This is a genomic window from Wolbachia endosymbiont of Muscidifurax uniraptor (assembly GCF_054149795.1).
This window is the reverse complement of record NZ_CP083727.1, coordinates 936,595-954,184: the sequence shown is the minus strand read 5'-3', so window position 1 is coordinate 954,184 and position 17,590 is coordinate 936,595. Positions and strand designations below refer to the sequence as shown.

Annotated in this window: 20 protein-coding genes and 1 pseudogene; 16 read left to right on the top strand and 5 right to left on the bottom strand. The window is 35.0% G+C overall.

The genetic code is table 11. From position 1 onward, the window contains the following. The first annotated feature begins 38 nt into the window (after window positions 1-38). The 8 genes and pseudogenes from LA754_RS04865 to LA754_RS04830 all read left to right on the top strand — a co-directional run bounded on the left by LA754_RS04865 (window position 39) and on the right by LA754_RS04830 (window position 5,031). Window positions 39-1,313, top strand: coding sequence for an APC family permease (locus LA754_RS04865; RefSeq protein WP_077188369.1), 1,275 nt, complete (start codon window positions 39-41; stop codon window positions 1,311-1,313). A gap of 275 nt (window positions 1,314-1,588) precedes the next feature. Next, a pseudogene (locus LA754_RS04860) lies at window positions 1,589-2,537 on the top strand (IS5 family transposase). Further along, a complete protein-coding gene (locus tag LA754_RS04855) occupies window positions 2,534-2,686 on the top strand; it encodes a hypothetical protein (protein ID WP_353285640.1) in 153 nt (50 codons plus the stop codon). Before LA754_RS04860 ends, LA754_RS04855 begins: the two are co-directional and overlap by 4 nt. 92 nt (window positions 2,687-2,778) lie before the next feature. Next, a complete protein-coding gene (locus LA754_RS04850; protein WP_077188380.1) occupies window positions 2,779-3,945 on the top strand; it encodes an aspartate kinase in 1,167 nt (388 codons plus the stop codon). Between the two features lie 91 nt (window positions 3,946-4,036). Then, complete coding sequence (locus LA754_RS04845) at window positions 4,037-4,240, top strand: IS5 family transposase (RefSeq protein ID WP_007549940.1); 204 nt, start codon at window positions 4,037-4,039, stop codon at window positions 4,238-4,240. Between the two features lie 33 nt (window positions 4,241-4,273). Next, window positions 4,274-4,402, top strand: coding sequence for a hypothetical protein (locus tag LA754_RS04840; RefSeq protein ID WP_255317429.1), 129 nt, complete (start codon window positions 4,274-4,276; stop codon window positions 4,400-4,402). Then, entirely contained in the window at window positions 4,345-4,656 is a 312-nt protein-coding gene (locus tag LA754_RS04835; protein ID WP_081420825.1) for a transposase, read from the top strand. Before LA754_RS04840 ends, LA754_RS04835 begins: the two co-directional genes overlap by 58 nt. Before the next feature lie 162 nt (window positions 4,657-4,818). Then, window positions 4,819-5,031, top strand: coding sequence for a hypothetical protein (locus LA754_RS04830; RefSeq protein ID WP_065094389.1), 213 nt, complete (start codon window positions 4,819-4,821; stop codon window positions 5,029-5,031). Between the two features lie 154 nt (window positions 5,032-5,185). On the opposite strand, the gene LA754_RS04825 is transcribed toward LA754_RS04830, so the two are convergent. Then, window positions 5,186-7,102, bottom strand: a complete 1,917-nt coding sequence (locus LA754_RS04825) for an ATP-dependent helicase (protein ID WP_077188370.1) — start codon at window positions 7,100-7,102, stop codon at window positions 5,186-5,188. A gap of 392 nt (window positions 7,103-7,494) precedes the next feature. Between LA754_RS04825 and LA754_RS04820 the strand changes: the two genes are divergently transcribed. From LA754_RS04820 to ccmE, 8 genes are read left to right on the top strand one after another with little or no spacing between them, the layout of a single operon-like run. Continuing rightward, window positions 7,495-8,082 carry an NADH-quinone oxidoreductase subunit J gene (locus LA754_RS04820; protein WP_006279581.1) on the top strand — a complete coding sequence of 196 codons (588 nt, stop codon included), beginning with the start codon at window positions 7,495-7,497 and terminating at the stop codon, window positions 8,080-8,082. Then, complete coding sequence (nuoK, locus tag LA754_RS04815; protein WP_006012916.1) at window positions 8,073-8,381, top strand: NADH-quinone oxidoreductase subunit NuoK; 309 nt, start codon at window positions 8,073-8,075, stop codon at window positions 8,379-8,381. The genes LA754_RS04820 and nuoK overlap by 10 nt, the downstream gene beginning before the upstream one ends. A 4-nt stretch (window positions 8,382-8,385) precedes the next feature. Beyond that, complete coding sequence (gene nuoL, locus LA754_RS04810) at window positions 8,386-10,233, top strand: NADH-quinone oxidoreductase subunit L (RefSeq protein ID WP_049973600.1); 1,848 nt, start codon at window positions 8,386-8,388, stop codon at window positions 10,231-10,233. A 3-nt stretch (window positions 10,234-10,236) separates the two neighbouring features. Beyond that, window positions 10,237-11,679, top strand: a complete 1,443-nt coding sequence (locus tag LA754_RS04805; protein WP_006279584.1) for a complex I subunit 4 family protein — start codon at window positions 10,237-10,239, stop codon at window positions 11,677-11,679. Further along, entirely contained in the window at window positions 11,676-13,040 is a 1,365-nt protein-coding gene (locus LA754_RS04800; protein WP_006279585.1) for an NADH-quinone oxidoreductase subunit N, read from the top strand. The genes LA754_RS04805 and LA754_RS04800 overlap by 4 nt, the downstream gene beginning before the upstream one ends. Before the next feature lie 17 nt (window positions 13,041-13,057). Then, the gene (locus tag LA754_RS04795) at window positions 13,058-14,101 is read left to right on the top strand and encodes a biotin--[acetyl-CoA-carboxylase] ligase (protein WP_006279586.1); all 1,044 of its coding nucleotides are present in this window, start codon (window positions 13,058-13,060) and stop codon (window positions 14,099-14,101) included. Continuing rightward, a complete protein-coding gene (locus LA754_RS04790; protein WP_006279587.1) occupies window positions 14,098-14,235 on the top strand; it encodes a CcmD-like small membrane protein in 138 nt (45 codons plus the stop codon). The genes LA754_RS04795 and LA754_RS04790 overlap by 4 nt, the downstream gene beginning before the upstream one ends. Beyond that, window positions 14,219-14,611, top strand: coding sequence for a cytochrome c maturation protein CcmE (gene ccmE / locus LA754_RS04785; RefSeq protein ID WP_006279588.1), 393 nt, complete (start codon window positions 14,219-14,221; stop codon window positions 14,609-14,611). Before LA754_RS04790 ends, ccmE begins: the two co-directional genes overlap by 17 nt. A 74-nt stretch (window positions 14,612-14,685) precedes the next feature. On the opposite strand, the gene LA754_RS04780 is transcribed toward ccmE, so the two are convergent. The 4 genes from LA754_RS04780 to LA754_RS04765 all read right to left on the bottom strand — a co-directional run bounded on the left by LA754_RS04780 (window position 14,686) and on the right by LA754_RS04765 (window position 17,561). After that, window positions 14,686-15,129: a hypothetical protein gene (locus LA754_RS04780; protein ID WP_006279589.1), complete on the bottom strand. Its 444-nt coding sequence runs from the start codon at window positions 15,127-15,129 to the stop codon at window positions 14,686-14,688. A 46-nt stretch (window positions 15,130-15,175) separates the two neighbouring features. Then, complete coding sequence (locus LA754_RS04775) at window positions 15,176-15,562, bottom strand: hypothetical protein (protein ID WP_077188373.1); 387 nt, start codon at window positions 15,560-15,562, stop codon at window positions 15,176-15,178. Between the two features lie 143 nt (window positions 15,563-15,705). Continuing rightward, window positions 15,706-16,065 carry a hypothetical protein gene (locus LA754_RS04770; protein WP_457923617.1) on the bottom strand — a complete coding sequence of 120 codons (360 nt, stop codon included), beginning with the start codon at window positions 16,063-16,065 and terminating at the stop codon, window positions 15,706-15,708. Between the two features lie 50 nt (window positions 16,066-16,115). Beyond that, window positions 16,116-17,561 carry a magnesium transporter MgtE N-terminal domain-containing protein gene (locus LA754_RS04765; RefSeq protein WP_006279612.1) on the bottom strand — a complete coding sequence of 482 codons (1,446 nt, stop codon included), beginning with the start codon at window positions 17,559-17,561 and terminating at the stop codon, window positions 16,116-16,118. Window positions 17,562-17,590: the final 29 nt, after the last annotated feature.

Sequence of the window (17,590 nt, the reverse complement as noted above, 5' to 3'; positions counted from 1 at the left end):
TTAGGGTATATTGTTAATCTATTTAGATAAGAATTATTGTGTCAAATAAAATAGGTTTTTGGGCTATTTTTGCCTTAGTGATTAGCAGCCAAATTGGCTCTGGAATTTTTATGCTTCCAATTAGCCTTGCTCCATATGGCACGTATAGCCTTATAAGCTGGATAATATCAGGGCTTGGTGCTATATCTCTTGCTTTAGTTTTTGCCTCACTCTGCGCAAAATTTCCGGAAACGGGTGGCCCTCACGTCTATGTAAAGCATGCTTTTGGCCCTGCTGCAGCTTTTTTTGTTGGTTGGACGTATTGGGTGATCTCATGGGTTAGCACAACAGCCGTAATAGTTGTGGGTGTTGGTTATCTTACACCATTTTTCCATGAAGATATTCAAAACGTACATCTGTTTTTAGAGATGTTATTACTTACAATTATTACACTAATAAATTTTAGAGGAGTAGCTACTGCTGGACGTGTTGAGTTTTTATTGACGGTGATAAAAATTTCTGTATTGCTTGTAATACCTATAGCAGCATTGTTTTTTTTTGATAGAAATAACTTCATCATAAGTGAAGAAATATCAAATCTTACAACATCGCAGATTCTTGCCCGTTCTACACTTATTACTCTATGGGGTTTTATTGGAGTTGAATTGGCAACAGCACCTGCAGGGTCAGTTGATAATCCAGCTAGAACAATACCAAGAGCTGTGGTACTTGGAACAATCTCTGTTGCTGTTGTGTATTTTATCAACAATCTTGCAATTATGGGATTAATAAATGGCAATGATTTAGCAAGTTCAAGAGCACCATATGTTGACGCAATAAAAATTATGGCCTCTGGCAATTGGCACTTGATTATTTCTATAACTGCGTTCATTTTTTGTGTTGGTACTCTAAACGCTTGGGTACTAGCTAGTGGACAAGTGGCCCTTGGCCTTGCAAAAGATAAACTGATGCCACAGTTTTTTGCTCAAAGAAACAAGCACGGTTCTCCTTTCTGGGGCATAACAACTAGCTCAGTTGGAACTGCAACTTTACTAATCCTCACTTCAAGCAACAATTTTGCTAAGCAGATCACATCAATTATCGACTTTTCTGTAGTTTCATTTTTATTTGTTTACCTTGCATGCAGTCTTGCTTTTCTCAAAGTTATTGTGCAAGAAAAGAGTTGTTACAAATTTTTAATTGGCAGTATAGCAACAACCTTTTGCTGCTGGGTAATATTTGAAACTTCTGTGAATACCTTGCTGATCGCAAGCTTATTCACTGCAAGTGGCGTACCTCTTTATTTATTTTGGTATCGCAGAGTTTCTGTATAGCAAATGTTATGTATCTGTTCAGCAGAGTGGCAAAATAAGGTAGACGAGAAAAGACAACTATAGGAAGAAATGGGTGTCATGCCAGTGCGTGACACTGGCATCCAGTTCTTTCGCGCAGTTCCATCAAAAACGTTGTAAAGGATTAATCGCTTTCGTGTTTACCAACTTAGTGCCCAATCTGGATCCCAGTCGGCTTTGTTGCATAGCAACTGAAAAATCTGGTGGCTACTGACAAAATTCATTATAAATAGCGATTTAACTGTTGAAGAAAAAATATGCCACAAAAAATGAGGGTCAGTAACCATAGCGAATATAACAAATTTCTAGAAAAAAGAGGAAATATTTTTCATTATATCAACGAAGCCATAGAAAAGTGGTACGAGAATGGTCCAAAAATACCAGGTGGCAACAATATTTATAGCGATAAAGTTGTAATTTTGGTGCACATAATAACTTGTTTATTTAGAATAGGCCTGAGGCAAACAGTTGGGTTTATAGCAGGATACCTTGAGCAAATTGGGAAAAATTTGCAAGTTATCAGCTATTCACAATCATCAAGAAGGTTTAAGAAACTCAATATTAAGATCAATGATTGCAGAAAATAATATGGAAGATATCGAAATTGCTATAGACAGTACAGGAATTAGTATATACAACAACACTCCTGGTCATAGCAAAGAAAATAGCGAAGATAGAAAGTATCGCAGCTATGAACAGACAAGAAAATTGCATGTAATGTTGAATACAAACAGCAAAAAAGCCATAGCTGTAAAATACAGTAACGGTGTCTACTCTGATCACTATGGAGCTTGTGATTTGCTAAAAGAAGTCGATTTTCAGTATGTCATAAAAGTACTATATGCAGATAGGGCATATGACAGAGAAAAGCTCTATAAGCTGTGTAATCAATATGGTATAAAAACGAAAATTCCTCCGAAAAACAACGCAGCAGAGCATCCAAAGTTAGACTATATGGCTGAGAGAAATTCTGCAGTCAAGCTCATAAAGTCATATGATGAAGATGGTATAAAGAAGTGGAAAAAAGAGATGAGTTATGGAAAAAGATCTTATATAGAAGGTTTTTTCTCGCGATTAAAAAAGACATTTGGATTTAGTTTTAGGAACAAATCTGAAATGAATCGTGAGAGGGAACTGCTACTCAAATGTTATTTGCTTAACAAATTTACTGAAATAGGCATGGCTAAGTTTGAGATAGCTTCATGAATTTATTGTACGTTACCTACTATCCGAAGAGCGATGCAACAAAGCCATCCCAGTGTCTAGGCACTGGGATGACACCATTTGCTGTGCAATTTACCTTCAAAAATGAATGTTCGTACAGCTATGGAATGAATCGTGGTATGACGCGTTAGCTATAGCTTTGTCTTCCCTTTTCTGAATGGCTTGCAAGCTGCTATCTCTACAAAAACTATATTTTTCTTCAGAAGAGAGTTATATTGTAACTATGGACAAAATAATCATAAAAAAATTTGGTGGGACTTCGCTAACTGATTTAAACCGAGTTGCAAATTTGATAAAAAACGATATTGAGAAAGGTTGTAATGTAATCGTTGTTGTATCTGCTGTTGCAGGATTTACTGACCAAATGGTTTTTCAGGCTAGGCAAATCTCAAATTTAAGTTATAGACAAGAGTTATCAGAGTATGACGTTATGCTTTCAGCAGGAGAACAAATCTCTTGCGGTCTATTAGCTATCACTCTCCAATCGATCGGAGTTAATGCTAAATCGTGGCTTGCCTGGCAGTTACCAATTGTAACTGATGATTTTTATTCTGAGTCTAAAATAAAAACAATAAAGATTGAACGTGTGAAAAGATCTTTTGCTGAGGGTTATACTGCTGCGATCATTGCTGGTTTTCAGGGTATAAATGATGATAGAATCACTACTTTTGGAAGAGGAGGCTCTGATATATCAGCAGTTGCCTTCGCGGTAGCCTTTGGTGTTAGAACTTGCGAAATTTTTACTGATATTGATGGAATATATACAGCAGACCCGAGAATTGTTCCAAAGGCACGCAAGCTCAAATTTATCTCTTACGATGAAATGTTGGAAATGTCGTCATCTGGTGCTAAAATACTGCATAATCGTTCAGTACAACTTGCAATGAAACATAACATTAAAGTGCAAGTGCTATCCACTTTTAAGGAAGTAGAAGGCACCACAGTGCTACACAAAAGGGATGTACTAGAGAGATACTTAATGACTGGAATAACTTATAGCACTAATGAAGCTCTTGTAACTTTCACTAACCTTGCAAATAACTTGCGTACTTTAAGAGATATAGCAGGAGCAAACGTTAAAATTGATATGATACATGGGTCAAGTTTTGTTATCTCCAAATTTGATATTGATTTAATGGAAAAGTTACTGAATAAGAATGAAAATTATGCTATAAACGATAATGTAGCTAAAATTTCAATAATTGGTATTGGTGTTATGTCTAACACTGAAGTGATGCACCGCACACTCAAGGTTTTAAGCGAAAAAAAGATAGAAATACTTGCTATCACAACATCTGAAATCAAAATCAGTATAATTGTTCAAAAAGAATGCGCTGTAGCTTTAGTCAAAGATTTACATACTGAGTATGAGCTTGATATGCAGCACTAGGATAGGCTTGACGTCCAGTTGTCTAAGAGTATGTCTTGAAAAGGAATGAGGAAAAAAATATGATAGTGTAAGTAAAAAATAGGAGGGAAAATTGTATCCAAGTGATATAAGTGATAAGGAATGGGAAATTTTGGAGCCACATGTTGCACAAGGAAAGATAGGGAGGCCAAGAAAGCACAATATCAGAACAATTATTAATGCAATAAGGTATATAATGAGAGGTGGTTGTCAATGGAGAATGCTGCCGAAAGATTTTCCTCCATGGAAGACGGTGTATGACTATTTTCTCAGGTGACGTAGTAATGGCAAATTGGAAAAAATACATAATATGCTAGTAAAAGAGGTAAGAAAAATGTTTGGTAAAAATGAAACACCTTCAGTAGGAATAATTGACAGTCAATCAGTAAAAACCACTCAAAAAGGGGATCCAGAGGATATGATGCTGAAAAAAAAATAAAGGGTAGAAAACGTCATATTGTTGTAGATACAGTGGGCTTAATTATTGCGGCTGATGTTCATAGTGCAAGTGTTCAAGATCGTGATGGTGCTCTAAATCTTTTCACTCAAGCTAAATACAAGGCTCCAACTTTACGTAAGTTTTTTGCTGATCAAGGATACATAGCAAAACCGCTGTTTATTGGAGACAGGATACGATTACCAAGAAAGCTGTTGATGTTACAGGATTTTTCGACAATCTGGACCACAATTTAGCACTGCAGGCTATCAAGAAGCACACAGACTGCAAATGGGTCATACTGTATGTTGAAAGGTGGATGAAATCCCCTATTCAGCAAGCAGATGGCAGTAAGGTAGTTAGGGAAAAAAGGAGTTCCGCAAGGAGGTTCAATAAGCCCAATCATTTCAAACATATTTATGCACCATGCATTTGATATATGGATGAAACAAAATCACCCAACAGTACCATTTGAAAGATATGTGGATGATGCGATAGTGCACTGCAGAACTAAAAGACAGGCAGAATTTATGCGAGCAGCAATTGAAGAAAGATTGGCACAATGTAAGCTAAAATTGCAACCTGATACCAATGCCATTCCAAAACTCCATCATTATACTGCCTTAGTATAACCTTCTCACTTCTATTGTCTATTTGTTTGTTATGTAATAGAAATTGGTATGAGATTGAAGAATTAAGTGTGAACGGTTACAGAATTTTTGCCAGGAGAAACATATAGTTGAAGTAATTCAGATTTGTAAGATATGTTTATCTGCAATTATAGCTTCAACAGTAGGCAATGTTGCTTTTAATTACCTCAACATTTTCTCTTGGCAATTCTTTAATGAACCGAGAAGTGCGCATCGGTTGCCACTGGTTGTTAATTTCCCTCCTATCTGCACATGAAATGATTAACCTTTCCTTTGCCCTGGTTATGCCAACATATGCAAGTCTTCTTTCTTCTTCTAAAGCTTTACCACTTTTGTCATCAAAAGATCTTTGATGAGGAAATAATCCCTCTTCCCAACCAGGTAGAAACACGCACGGGAATTCAAGTCCTTTGGCTGCATGAAGAGTCATAACATATACGGTGTCATCGTTATTCATATTATCCACTTCCATCACCAGACTTATATGCTCCAAGAAAGTTGTGGCATTATCGAAATTTTTTAAAGATGAGATGAGCTCTTTAACATTTTCTATTCGTGCTAAGCCTGTTACCTCCTCATTTTCAAGCATTTCAATATATCCTGATTGGTTTGCTACGATTTTAACGAATTCATGCAGTGGTTTTACGCTTACTATTTCTTCCCAAGCTTTAATTTTATTTAAAAAATCGTTGAGTGAGAGTTTAATTCTTTCGGTTACCTGATTACTATTAACTAATATTTTTGCTGCCTCAAAAAAAGAAATTTTGTTATCCTGAGCAGTCGTGTATATTTTCTTTAGAGTTGTAGCTCCTATGCTTCTTTTTGGCCGATTTACTATCCTTTCGAAAGCTAAGTCATCGTTATTGTTTGTAACAAGTCTTAAATATGCAATTATATCCCTGACTTCCTGACGTTCGTAGAATTTTACGCCACTTATAATCTTGTAGGGAATTGAATATTTTATAAAATACTCTTCGAGAACTCTAGTTTGAAAAGTGGCCCTTACCAGCACTGCAATGTCACTAAATCTGTATTTATTGAGTTTCAATATCTGTTCGCTTATGAACCTTGCTTCAGCTTTCCCATCCCATAATTTTATTAGATTTACCTTTTCCCCTTCAATGTTTGTTGTCCACAATTTTTTTTCTAAGCGAGTCTTATTGTGATTGATAACATATGACGCAGTTGCAAGTATGTGGGATGTTGACCTGTAGTTACACTCTAGTTTAACGGTTTTTGCATTTTTAAAATCATCAAAAAACTTCAAAATATTTTCAACTTCTGCACCACGCCAACTATATATCGACTGGTCATCATCTCCTACACAGCAAATATTTGAGTGCTCTTTTGCAAGGTATTTTAGCCAAAGATATTGTATCGCATTTGTATCTTGATATTCATCTACCATGACATATTTAAACTTGTTTTGGTAGTAGGACAGAACTTCGGTCTTTTGATTAAAGAGCTGTATGTTATATAGCAATAAGTCACCAAAATCGACAGAATTAAGGAATTTCAACCTTTCCTGATACTGGTGATAGACCTTGAGTGCAGTTACATATACTGGCCTAAATGATTGAATATCTTCCACTTCAGATGGCAATAAGCACTTCTCTTTCCATTGCTGAATAATATTCATAATGGTCTTACATTTTTCTGATAGGTAATCAGGATTTATTTCATTGATAATATTTTTTATTACCTGTAATTGGTCATCCACACCAATGATTGTAAAATTGGGGTTTAAGCCCACAATTTCTGCGTGCATGCGCAAAATTTTTGCTGCAATTGCATGGAAAGTGCCAAGCCATGGTATGTTTGTGCCCGTTAGCTCAAGTACCCTTGATACCATCTCATTTGCTGCTTTATTTGTAAATGTAACTGCTAATATCTCATCAGAATAAGCGTGACCGTTTCTAATTATGTGTGCTATTCTTGAAGTAATCGTTCTTGTTTTTCCCGTCCCGGCTCCTGCCAGTATCAAAACTGGTCCATCTATGTTAGTTACAGCTGATTGTTGTTCTGGATTTAGCAGTGAGAGATAATCGTTCATCGTAGCCCTATAGATTATAACTTCGTAAAGTTAAACCTATGATTGAAATATTGTAAAGGTTTTATTGAATAGAACAGTTAAAGAATGCTTCACTCAAGTACTACATATTTAAACGTAGGTTTTACATCTATTTTGTTTTAGTAGTTTCAGGTGTATGTCGAGTAACAACAACTTGATTTGAGGTATTGGCACCAGAACTTCTGCTTGTTGGGTGGATAAGTGGAGTTTGGAATGGCTTATATGTACGCCTTCATTTCTATTTCTTCAGCTTTATAATAATTTAAAATGGAGCTGGAGCTTTGTAGTACAATGTTTTCAAACGTTTAATATAATATTGACTTTACCACGATAGTCACTTTAAATTAGTAACTATTGTTGCAGTTAAAGTATCGATGCCTTTTTTCTTTTATTTTTTTGCAATTCTCAGCATTTTATCTGCTGTATGCGTAATTAGTGTAAGAAATCCTGTGCATGCAGTATTATTTTTAATTTTCACCTTCGTTAACTCTGCAGTTCTTTTCATTCTCCTTGGAGCTGAGTTCATTGCTATGATGGTGATGATAGTATACATCGGTGCGGTTGCGGTGTTGTTCCTCTTTGTAGTTATGATGCTCGATATTGACTACATAAGGTTGCGCCAGGGTTTTGCAAAGCATTGCACTCTTGGTGCTATGTTGTGTGTTGTGTTTTTTCTAGTCATCAGCTTTGTAATCCGCAGCTCAGCACCGAATATAAGCAATGTTATAAACTATAATACCAATAATGTGAAAGCTATTGGTAATTTGCTGTATACCGACTACATGTACGCTTTTCATCTTTCTGGTATTCTGCTCCTTGTTGCAATTGTCGGTGCAATTGCTCTTACTTTGCAGGACAAGAAAAAAGGAGTTAAAAAACAGAATGTATTAAAGCAATTGACACAATCTTCATCTGTAAAATTGATTAAGGCTAAATTTGGAAAAGGAGTAGAATGGAAATAGGATTAAATCACTTTTTGATAGTTGCTGCTGTTTTGTTCACTATTGGAGTGTGCGGTATTTTCATCAACCGTAAGAGCATAATCAATATATTGTTATCAATAGAAATATTATTGCTGGCAATTAATATCAACTTAGTTGCTTTTTCTGCCTTTATGAATGATATAGTTGGGCAAATTTTTGTGATGTTTGTGTTGACTGTTGCGGCAGCAGAGTCAGGAGTTGGGCTTGCAATATTGGTTGTATATTATAGAAGCCGTGGCAATATAGATGTTGAACAAGCAAATTTAATGAAAGAATGAAAGTATGATGGATATACTGAAATTAATAGTATTTTTGCCACTTTTTGGTTCGCTATTTGCAGCACTTTTTAGAAAAAGTCAGTTAGTTACAACGGCAGGGATTGGAATATCTGCAGTTTTATCTTGGTATGTTTTTCTCACCTTCTCTGAAAATTATCACTTGAGTTTATTTCCTTTGTTTTCATTGAGCATCTTAAAAGTAAATTGGGCAATTAGTGTGGATGCTCTCTCATCCTTAATGCTTATTGTTATTACCACCGTTTCACTGGTAGTACATCTCTACTCTATCGGTTATATGGAGCATGATAAGGGGAAGTCGAGGTTTTTTTCTTACCTATCGCTATTTACGTTTTGCATGATTGTGCTGGTTGTAAGCGATAATTTCGTGCAGCTTTTTTTTGGCTGGGAAGGGGTTGGCCTATGTTCTTATTTACTCATAGGATTTTGGTTCCAAAAATATTCTGCAAATAATGCAGCAATTAAAGCATTTGTTGTGAATAGGGTAGGAGACTTTGCACTATTGATTGGAATCTTTCTTATTTATTATACATTTCACTCTTTGAATTTTACTGAAGTTTTTGACACAACTGATCTTCTTGGCACGCAGAACATTAGGGCATTCTGCTGTGAATTCAAAGTAACTCATATAATATGCATATTACTTTTTATTGGCTGTATGGGTAAATCTGCACAGCTTGGTTTACATGTTTGGTTGCCAGATGCAATGGAAGGGCCAACTCCTGTTTCTGCACTTATTCACGCAGCAACGATGGTAACAGCAGGTATATTTTTAGTAGCAAAGTGTTCTCCATTGTTTGAGTTATCAAATGTGGCACGAGAATTAATAGTTATCGTTGGAGCACTCACTGCTTTTTTTGCAGCCACCGTTGCAATTACTCAGAACGATATAAAGAAAATAATTGCTTATTCAACCTGCAGTCAACTTGGTTATATGTTCATGGCATGTGGGCTTTCTGCTTACAATGTTGCTATTTTTCATTTAATGACACACGCTTTTTTTAAAGCTCTACTATTTCTTGGTGCTGGCAATGTGATTCATGCAATGCATCATGAGCAAAACATTCAGAAAATGGGAAATTGCTGGAAGAAAATCCCTTGCACTTACGCTCTCATGTGGATTGGATCTCTTGCGCTTTCTGGGATATTCCCATTTGCAGGTTTTTATTCAAAGGATTTGATAATTGAACATGCTTATAGCACGGATAGCTTTGCTTTTGTAATAAGCTTAGTTGTTGCATTCTTCACAGCGTTTTACTCTTGGAGGTTATTGCTTCTTGTGTTCCACAGCCAAAAACAAAGTAAAATTAATATACATGAGGCACCAAAGATTATGCTTATACCATTACTGATACTCGCTTTTGGATCAGTATTTTCTGGAATATGGGGAGCAAATATTTTGAACATAACTAGTAATGCGTTTTGGAAATCAAGTTTAGTGATGATTGATGAGCATGGAGTTCATAATTTCTTTATAAAACTACTGCCAACCTTAACAAGCCTAAGTGGAATAGCACTTGCGTACCTAATTTACCAATATCAAGTAATTAGGCAAATTAAGAGTAAATTTTTACTTAAGTTTTTGCAGAATAAATGGTACTTTGATGAGGTGTATGAGTTTGTTATAATTGCACCGATAAGGTTTATATCTAGGCTTCTATGGAAGTTTGATGTTAAGGCTATTGATTCATTTGGACCAAATGGTGTTGTAAGGTTGGTTAATGAATGTTCAAAAAGTTCTATAAAGTTACAAACTGGTTATATATTTGATTATGCATTTATTATGTTTGTTACTTTAATAATCGGTGCTTTATATATTATTGGAATTAAATAGAAGGTGTTGTTACTTAGTATATTTTTGCTTCCACTGATAGGAGCATTGATTTTATCCTTAATCAGGATTAATCATCAATCTATACACTTAAGATTCCTTGCCCTATTTTTTGCTGTACTTCCATTTTTGCTTAGCATTGTAGCTTGTATAGAATTTGATTATAACGATGCGGACTTTCAGTTTGTCAGCTACCCAATTAGAAATGTTGGAATAGGGATAGATGGTATATCGTTGCTTTTCCTTCTGCTTACAACTTTCTTGTTTGTAATTTGTATACTCTACAACTGCAAAATGAGTTATACGACCCTAAAAGCCTATATGGCATTATTTCTACTGCTTGAGAGTGTTGTAGTCGGTTTTTTCGTTTCACTGAATGCTATAAGCTTTTATGTGTTTTTTGAAGCTGTTTTAATACCAATGTTCTTTATTATTGGCATTTGGGGAGGAAAACACAGGGTATATGCAACGTTTAAGTTGTTTCTTTATACATTAACTGGCTCATTATTATTTCTACTTGGATTGGTGTACATCTATAGCACTTTTGGGACGTTTAATATACAAAAATTAGCTACATTAGTGCCAAGCCTTGATCTTGAAGTGCAGTCATTGCTGTGGATTGCATTTTTTATTTCTTTTGCAATAAAAGTACCGATGTTTCCATTTCACACTTGGCTCCCTGATGCGCATGTACAATCACCAACTTCTGGATCTGTGATTTTAGCTGGCTTGCTTATTAAAATGGGAGGATATGGATTTTTAAGGTTTTCTATTCCAATGCTTCCTCAGGCAAGTTTGTATTTTTCAAATTTCGTTGTTGTGCTGAGCATTATTGCGGTGATATATGCTTCGCTAGTTGCGTTTGCTCAAGATGATATAAAGAAGTTAATAGCTTATTCTTCAATAGCACATATGGGGATCGTTACTGCTGGCCTCTTTTCATTTTGTGAGGAAGGAGTACTGGGTAGCATATTTCAAATGATTAGTCATGGCCTTATTTCTGCTGCTTTATTTTTGTGTGTTGGAATGCTATATACTCGAACTGGAACTTTGGAGATTGCAAAATATTTTGGCATAGTAAACACAATGCCAAAATTTGGTTTTATGTTCATTTTATTTTCAATGGCTTCAATAGGGCTACCTGGAACATCTGGATTCATAGGTGAGTTTTTGGCTATGGTTGGAATGTTTAAGAGCATAGGGTTTTTTACAGGATTTATCGCACTTGGCACTATTTTAAGCGCAGTTTATATGCTGAATTTATGTAAGCAAATAATATGGGGGGTTAGCTATTCTAAATTATTAAATAACCGTTTGGATAGCATAGAATTTTCTGTCTTAATTCTGCTTGCAGTGTTTGTTATTTTGCTTGGATTTTACCCAACCCTTGCACTGAATTATTTGAAGCCATGTATGGCAAATTTGTTAGTCAAATATAATGCGCTATGAATTATATACAGATATTGCCGGAAACGTTCTCTATTATCTCCTCGTTCGTGTTGCTGCTGCTTGGGATTATATTTAACCGCCGAACTATCAACTTATTAGCACTTGGCTGCACAGTGGTAACTTTGATTATTTTAATTCTTTCGGCAGAAAACAATGAAATTTTTCTCTTTAATTCGTTGTTAAAACTCAATTTATACATCAGGTCAGCCCAAGGGTTAATTCTCAGCACAGGAATTTTAATACTTTTGATGCTGAATTTATCAAAATATGACTATAAGTATGAATTTTCAATGCTGATTCTTTTTGCGCTATTTGGCATGATAACTTTGGTTTCAGCAAATAGTCTGATTTCTTTTTATTTAGCTTTTGAGTTGATGAGTATATCTTTGTATGTTCTTGCGAGCTTTAATAAAGATTCGATTTATTCATGTGAAGCAGGAGTGAAATATTTTACACTCAGTGCATTATCTTCCTGCATTATGCTATATGGAATGTCGCTGCTTTATGGATATACAGGACAAGTCAATTTCTCTGAGCTCGGTTCATTCTTGCAAAACCATCAGATAACTTATGGAATAGTTTTTGGGTTAGTCTTTGTCCTAATTGGTTTGTGTTTCAAGCTTGCTATTGCTCCTTTTCATATGTGGGCTCCAGATGTCTATCAAGGTGCACCTACCATAGTAACTGCGTTTTTTTCTACGGCCCCAAAAGCTGCACTTGTAACATTTTTAATTCGATTGATGAATGAAGAGTTAGTAAATGTAAAAAGTTATGTTCAGCCTATTTTCTTATACGTTTCAGCATTGTCTGTGCTTATCTCAGCTTTTGGGGCCTTACGTCAGCAAAACTTAAAAAGGCTGCTTGCTTACAGTTCAATTGGTCACATTGGTTTTATATTTGCTTCACTTTCTATTTTTACACAAGCAGGAACAGATAGTGCCTTAATGTATCTGGTGATATATATCATCACAAGCATAGGGCTATTCTCATATCTCGTACAAATTGACGATGACGATTGTGATATTGCAAATTTATCTGGTATAGGGAAGAAACGCCCAATTGTAGCATTTCATCTTTCTGTGCTGTTACTCTCAATGTCGGGAATACCTCCACTTGCAGGTTTTATCGCTAAATTTTTTATATTCAAAAGTTTAATAAATTCTGGCTTTATCAGCCTGTCCTTGATCCTTGTAATAGCAAGTGTTGTATCGTGTTACTATTATCTAAATATCATAAAAGCTACGTATTTTGATAAAGCTAGTGGTAATAAGGTTGCTTATTCTAAGGGTCTATTCATTATCACTTCAGTGGCTTCACTGATCAACCTCGTTCTTTTCTTGTACGTTTTACTCACTCATTGAACTAAAGGACTGACAAGGTGATCCCTGAGGGCTTTCATATTCATCATTACAAAGAAGTTTCAAGCACTAATAAAGAAGCGTTGGATTTAATTGATAAAGGAATATCAAATGAAACTATTATTGTTGCTGATAAACAAACAGAGGGTAGAGGACGTACCGGAAAAAGTTGGATTTCTCCAGAGGGTAATTTTTATGCGAGTTTGGTAATAAACCTCTTTAACGATTATCTGAATGAAAGCCAGCTTTCGGTGTCATTCCAGCGCGTGACGCTGGAATCTAGAAATCAAGAAGAATGGTCAAGCACACAACTGTACAAACGTTGTGGTATTCCCACCAAGGATGATGTCATCCCAGTGCCCAGACACTGGGATCCAGAAAACTTAATTACAAATGGGCACATCAGGCAACTGTGTAATAAGAACTGGATTCCAGTGTCACGCACTGGAATGACACCACATACCACCTGCAAATTGCAATGTTCGCATAGTTATGTGTCAAGCACTGGGGAAAGTACTGGGATGATAGAAAGAGGTTTAATGAATCAAGTTAGCAAATTAACAGAATTGACTTTTGTTACTGCTCTTGCTGTTGGAAATGCTATACTGTCATTTATAAATGGTCTAAATCTCCAGTATAAGTGGCCAAATGATGTCCTTATTGATGGCAAGAAAATAAGTGGAATATTACTTGAAAAAAGATCCAATTCGAATTGGATCATTATAGGAATTGGAATTAATGTCAATCATGCACCACTTCCAGGAACAACGTGCATTAGCAATTACGGTGAATCTGTGTCTAACATGGATCTGTTAAAGGAATTAATAATAAATTTTAATAAGCTAAGAAAGCAATGGCTATTTGACGGGTTTTATGCTATAAGAGAAATGTGGTTAAAAAAAGCATTCAAAATGAATGAGCAAATCAGTGTAAAGTTAGCTGACAAATTGTATGAAGGAATTTTTGCTGATATAGATGAAAGTGGTAAATTGGTGTTGCAGCAAAAGGATGGAAGCTTAATTTATTTTGATGCAGGTGAGTTATTTATTGATAATGCATTATGAATACATATGTAATTTTTGCTTACCTTATTAGTTTTACGCTGATTGCTGGAGAGCTAATTTTTACCATTTCTTGCTATACTAAAAGTAGAAAAATTCTAGAAAGCCTGAAAGATAATCATGAAGAAGAAACATAAGCGATTACTTATAACTTCAGGAATTTTCTGCTTTTTAAGCTGCATAGTCTTTTTTATTTTAACAACGCTCAAAGAAAACATCTCATTTTTCTATACAGTAAGTGAGGCAATAGTTTTACAAAATAGTCAAAAACTAATCCGTGTTGGTGGAATGGTTGTTGAAAATAGCGTGATACGGAGCGAAAGTGAAGTAATTTTTCAAATGACAGATTTTAACAAAAGCGTTGTGGTAAAATATCAAGGGATACTTCCACCAATGTTTTCAGAAAAAAGTGGTGTTGTTGTGCAAGGTAAAATGTTTGATAATAGTACTTTTCTTGCAGATACAGTGTTTGCAAAACATGATGAGAACTATATGCCGAAAGTTTTAAAATAGATTTCCTAACTCAGCTATATTAAAATAGCATATGGAGAAGGTAACAGCCTGATATCAGGCTATTACCTTTTTTATTAAAGCAATCCGTTCTCTTCACCAGTAATATGGAGTAATGGAGGAGCTTCTCCAATATCTGGAATCGAATTCCTAAGATCTGCAAGTTCACTATCTATACTACTTGTCTTGCTGTCTATACTATCTATGGTTGATGATAATTGTGTTATTATACCACTTTGAATTGTACTATCCATATTTTCGTCATACTTATTAATGCTGTTTATCAAGCCATCATAAAAATTTTTAAGGTGCTTTATGGTCAATGTAATTTGTGGCATCTTATCAATCTCTTCTTGTGTCATATCTTTAGTTATATCAAATTCTTCCTTTGTTTTACCACTGACAATCTTCTTTATTACTGGCTTTTCGAAGCTTGGTTTATCAAACGCCGGTTTCTGAAGTTGCAATGCATTATTTGATTCAACTTCTTCACTAGAATATAATTTTATATTTTTATTCATAATAGTTACCTCCTATAAAAAAACTACTTATCTTTATAAATCATTACTATACAAATAACAGTGAGTCATTATTAATATCTACTATTGTAAAATCTGGAGCTTCTGCAATGCCTGGCATATCGTCCTTGATTTGCTTGAGCATCTCAATCATTTCCTTGTTCTGTTTACTCTGCTCGTCAAGCTTACCCCTTTCTTCTGTTAGCATGTCATTTAATTGACTGATAGAGTTGCTATTGTTATGCAATACATCATCCAATTCAGGAACGAATTTCGTGTTCAGCTCTGCGATTAATTTATCTAAAGCTTTGTGGACATAACCAAGCTGCGCTGGATTTCGCGCAACTGTTTCATCATAACCTTTAGGTTTGGTGTTAACTTCTATTTTGCTTATTACTTTAAGTTCGTTTTTGCTTTCTTGTTTACTATTATTCATGCTAACTCCTATAAAAAATTATAATTTTAAAATTAATCCAGCTACATTGAAATGGTATGTGAAAAAAGTAATAGCCCAGTGGGTTATTACTTGCTCATTTGGTGTATGTTATCTAAAATCATCTCGAGATTACGTCTTTGTATCTATAGTATATCTTCTGCCTGTGTTAGCGAGAAGTATGGCATATCTTCCTTAATTTTAGTGATGCTCTCCGTTATTTCTTTTGTTTCCTTACCTATATTATCTATAATTGTTGATAATGGGTTTATTATATCATTTTCAATACTAGAACTTATACTGTCATTGTATTCGTTGATATTGTTTACCAGGTTATCATAAAAAACTTTAAATCTAACAACATTTACCATCATTTTTTCATCAATTTCTGCAGTATTGATATCGTTGGTGAGATCAACCACTTTTTGTGCTCTATCCTGAAATTGCGGAATTTTCAGTTTTTCGAATGTAGGTTTGACAAATTTAGGTTTTTGAAGTTGTTGCATTTCTTCAGTCATACGGTCTCCTATAAAAAGTTAAAAAGTAAAAATTTTAATTATGCAAGTATTGACGAATCATAAGGATATATATCGCCATCTTCTGCTGTAAGAATTAGGTCATGTGCAGAATATGGCATATCGTCCTTGATTTGCTTGAGCATCTCAATCATTTCCTTGTTCTGTTTACTCTGCTCGTCAAGTTTCCCTTTTAATGCATCAATAATAGCTTTAGACTGATCTTGATTGCCAAGATCACCAATCACAGCTGTTACTTTCTCATAAGGCAGTTTGTGAATGATGTCTTTAAGCTCTTCTGCACCTACGTTATCCAAAAGTTCTTTAAACTGCTCATTAGACATATTGCGAGCAAAAGCTTGAAGTTTTTCTGGGTTGTCAGCTAAAGACTTAATGATAATCTGAATCCTATTAGAATCAGTTAAATCCTGAGCAATTATGCCAAGTTTATCATGATCAAGCTTATTAACTAAGTCTTTCAGTTGGTCTTCTTGCAGACTATTTACTAAAGCTTTCAACTGATCACCTTCTAATTCTTTGGAGAGTATTGTCAAGTGGTGCTCAGCTAAGTCTTTTGCAAGCACTGTAAATTGCTCGTCATTTAAAGTTTTAATAAGTGCTTTGAACTGATCCACTTTTAAGTGAGGTAAAATTTCTTTTACTTGCTCTGAATTTAATTTTCTCACTAGAGCTTCAAGCTGAGTATCATTTAAAATAGGAACAATTATTTGTAACTTTTCTGGATTTAGTTCCTGAGCGAGGGTTTTTAGCTGGTGATTGGTTAGATGATCTACTAAAGCTTGCAACTGGTTTGAACTCAGTTCAGGAATGATTTTTTGCAGTTGCTCGTTACTAAAAGTATTGGTAAGAGTTTTTAGTTGGTCGTCTGTTAGGCCCTGAATAAAAACTTTGGTAAACGTGCTTGATAGCAACAGTAGCACATCTCTTATATGTCTCTCACCGTAGTATAACATAATGTCTTGTAATACCTCATTGTCAGGTGAATCGATTATATTTCCTGCTTCGTCTGAAAAATAATATTTATTGTTGCCAGTATCTGAATCTTCCCATGTTACATATTTGTATTCCAATTTTTTTGATTTAATAGAACTGCTACACATAGTTTTGAAAGGCTGCACAAGTTCTCTTGTATATGATAACTTAGCCAACTCATTACCGTAATATACAAATGTATGGTTACTTTTTACATAATCTAAGTTAGAATCACTTTTATAATCTTTGGCTACCAGATTTCCTTCATTTTCTTCCTCCAGACATATGTAACTGTCTAGGCAAGAACTGCCGCAAAGTTTTATAGGTAATAAGCCTAGTGCTACATCGTTTTTATCATCCAGCGATACAAGCTCAACTTTTTTAATAGACACTGTAGGATCATAACCTTCAGGCCACTTTATCAATTTAGTCGGGGTTTTTCTAAACACCTCTTTTCCAGGTACCATCTTAAAAACATGCTTTTTTCCACTCATAGGCGTTACCAATAAATTAATTGTTAGTA

Excerpts from the sequence above, each read along its gene's own strand:
- LA754_RS04825 (WP_077188370.1), bottom strand. The coding sequence starts at position 7,102 with ATGAACGATTATCTCTCACTGCTAAATCCAGAACAACAATCAGCTGTA.
- LA754_RS04770 (WP_457923617.1), bottom strand. The coding sequence starts at position 16,065 with ATGCAACAACTTCAAAAACCTAAATTTGTCAAACCTACATTCGAAAAA.
- LA754_RS04775 (WP_077188373.1), bottom strand. The coding sequence starts at position 15,562 with ATGAATAATAGTAAACAAGAAAGCAAAAACGAACTTAAAGTAATAAGC.
- LA754_RS04840 (WP_255317429.1), top strand. The coding sequence starts at position 4,274 with ATGCTAGTAAAAGAGGTAAGAAAAATGTTTGGTAAAAATGAAACACCT.
- LA754_RS04800 (WP_006279585.1), top strand. The coding sequence starts at position 11,676 with ATGAATTATATACAGATATTGCCGGAAACGTTCTCTATTATCTCCTCG.
- LA754_RS04850 (WP_077188380.1), top strand. The coding sequence starts at position 2,779 with ATGGACAAAATAATCATAAAAAAATTTGGTGGGACTTCGCTAACTGAT.
- LA754_RS04855 (WP_353285640.1), top strand. The coding sequence starts at position 2,534 with ATGAATTTATTGTACGTTACCTACTATCCGAAGAGCGATGCAACAAAG.
- LA754_RS04790 (WP_006279587.1), top strand. The coding sequence starts at position 14,098 with ATGAATACATATGTAATTTTTGCTTACCTTATTAGTTTTACGCTGATT.
- LA754_RS04780 (WP_006279589.1), bottom strand. The coding sequence starts at position 15,129 with ATGAATAAAAATATAAAATTATATTCTAGTGAAGAAGTTGAATCAAAT.
- LA754_RS04765 (WP_006279612.1), bottom strand. The coding sequence starts at position 17,561 with ATGAGTGGAAAAAAGCATGTTTTTAAGATGGTACCTGGAAAAGAGGTG.
- nuoL (WP_049973600.1), top strand. The coding sequence starts at position 8,386 with ATGATGGATATACTGAAATTAATAGTATTTTTGCCACTTTTTGGTTCG.
- LA754_RS04830 (WP_065094389.1), top strand. The coding sequence starts at position 4,819 with ATGCACCATGCATTTGATATATGGATGAAACAAAATCACCCAACAGTA.
- nuoK (WP_006012916.1), top strand. The coding sequence starts at position 8,073 with ATGGAAATAGGATTAAATCACTTTTTGATAGTTGCTGCTGTTTTGTTC.
- ccmE (WP_006279588.1), top strand. The coding sequence starts at position 14,219 with ATGAAGAAGAAACATAAGCGATTACTTATAACTTCAGGAATTTTCTGC.
- LA754_RS04820 (WP_006279581.1), top strand. The coding sequence starts at position 7,495 with ATGCCTTTTTTCTTTTATTTTTTTGCAATTCTCAGCATTTTATCTGCT.